Genomic DNA, 1674 nt, shown 5'->3' with positions numbered 1-1674 from the left:
TGAACCTGAACTTTAGGTCACTCGTTTTTCATCATGCATGATGCTAGGAAAGTCTGGGGCATGAAATTGGCGCTGGCGTCTCGTTAGTGCTGACGGCAACAGGTCACATTCATAAAGCAGGCCAGAGAAAAGGCGCCAGTTTAATTGATGCTTGAGCGGAGAAGATCCTAGGCTCAGGACCTATTAATCTTGTGATCTGATACGAACGGTGATTCAAGATTGCAAAGGAGGCTTTGCAATGAGCGATTTGATTTGGTTATCGAAAGAGCAGTTGTCACGGATTGAGCCGTATTTTCCTTTATCCCATGGTGTTCCGCGCGTTGACGACAGGCGTGTATTGTCCGGGATCATCTTCGTGATCCGCAACGGTTTGCGCTGGCGTGATGCGCCGAAGGAATATGGTCCGCACAAGACTTTATACAATCGCTTTATCCGCTGGAGCCGCTTGGGCGTTTTTGATCGCATCTTTTCGAACCTGTCTGCGCAAGGGGACGTTTCCGAAACGCTGATGATTGACGCCACGCATTTGAAAGCCCATCGCACCGCGTCCAGCCTTTTAAAAAAGGGGCTTTTCCCAGGCACATTGGACGCACAAAAGGCGGCTTGAACTCAAAACTTCACGCCGTTGTCGATAACATGGGACGCCCGCTGATCATGTGCCTGACGGCTGGACAGACAAGCGATCATATCGGCGCAAAGCTGATCTATCCGGCACTGCCGGAGGGCGCGAAAACCCTGATCGGCGACAAGGGTTACGATAGCGATGAGTTTCGCAGTGCTCTCACCGCTAAAAACATTCAGCCCTGCATCCCACCGCGAAAAGGACGGCGTCATCCAGCGGAGTTTTGCGAAACTCTCTATAAACAACGCCACAAAGTCGAGATCATGTTCGGAAGACTGAAAGACTGGCGGCGCGTCGCCACCCGCTATGACCGCTGTGCTCACACATACTTCTCAAGCATCTGCATCGCAGCTACGATAATCTTCTGGATCAATCAATGAGTCCTGAGCCTAGTCAGTGTGCACAATGACCGAGTTTACGTAATCCTGCTCATGCGCTTCCTTGACGTGGATATTAATCTGCGGCGCTTCATAACCATTATCCAGCAATACATTACGGATAGACATGGCGCGGTAATACGCAAGCCGCTTTGCCTTCGTATAGGCCGTAATGTTAGGGTCGTAGTAGCTTGATATTGAGAGTGACTTGTCCTGTAAGGTCGCGCTGTTTTCAGCGAGATACTCAGCGACCATGCCTTTCGACTGTTCGTCAACCTCAACCGTCAGGCTTGAGAAGCCAAGCTTCAAGGCGTTTTCGGTTCGTCTGACGGTTGATAGTTGCGGATCGGCCTCATCTGAAATTGGTTTGTCGGCAACTTCAATTTCCAGTTTGAAGGGCATGTTAGGGGGTGTTTGTTCACCAACTTGCACCGGCACTTTTGCGATGCTCAAAGACATGATGAAAATCGCGATCGCCAGAATAATCAGCAAAAAAGTGACCACCATGACGATGGTTGACAGGGCATCAACAAACCCTGGCCAGTGATTTTCTTCCTGCGCTTGTGCCACTTGAGTATTTTACCGTTACTTAACTCTTTTTTCAGACGCTCGGTCTGCATAGTCAGTAACCTTATAGCCCGTTCATGGTTAAGGCTAAATTAAGTGCTGTAGAAT

2 protein-coding genes are annotated in these 1674 nt (G+C 49.6%); one reads left to right on the top strand and one right to left on the bottom strand.

Annotation, left to right across the window (positions count from 1 at the left end; genetic code table 11):
- Nucleotides 1-238 precede the first annotated feature (238 nt).
- Nucleotides 239-1002, top strand: a protein-coding gene (locus RAL90_RS10865) for an IS5 family transposase (RefSeq protein WP_306250504.1) whose coding sequence is annotated in 2 segments (ribosomal slippage) — nt 239-572 and nt 572-1002 — 765 coding nt in all. Because the reading frame shifts where the segments join, the coding sequence is not laid out codon by codon here.
- A gap of 9 nt (nt 1003-1011) precedes the next feature.
- On the opposite strand, the gene RAL90_RS10860 is transcribed toward RAL90_RS10865, so the two are convergent.
- Entirely contained in the window at nt 1012-1569 is a 558-nt protein-coding gene (locus tag RAL90_RS10860) for a hypothetical protein (RefSeq protein ID WP_306250503.1), read from the bottom strand.
- Nucleotides 1570-1674 lie beyond the last annotated feature (105 nt).

The sequence above is a fragment of the Parvularcula sp. IMCC14364 genome (assembly GCF_030758415.1).
Classification (GTDB): Bacteria; Pseudomonadota; Alphaproteobacteria; order Caulobacterales; family Parvularculaceae; genus Aquisalinus.
This window is presented reverse-complemented; position numbering and strand designations above follow the sequence as displayed.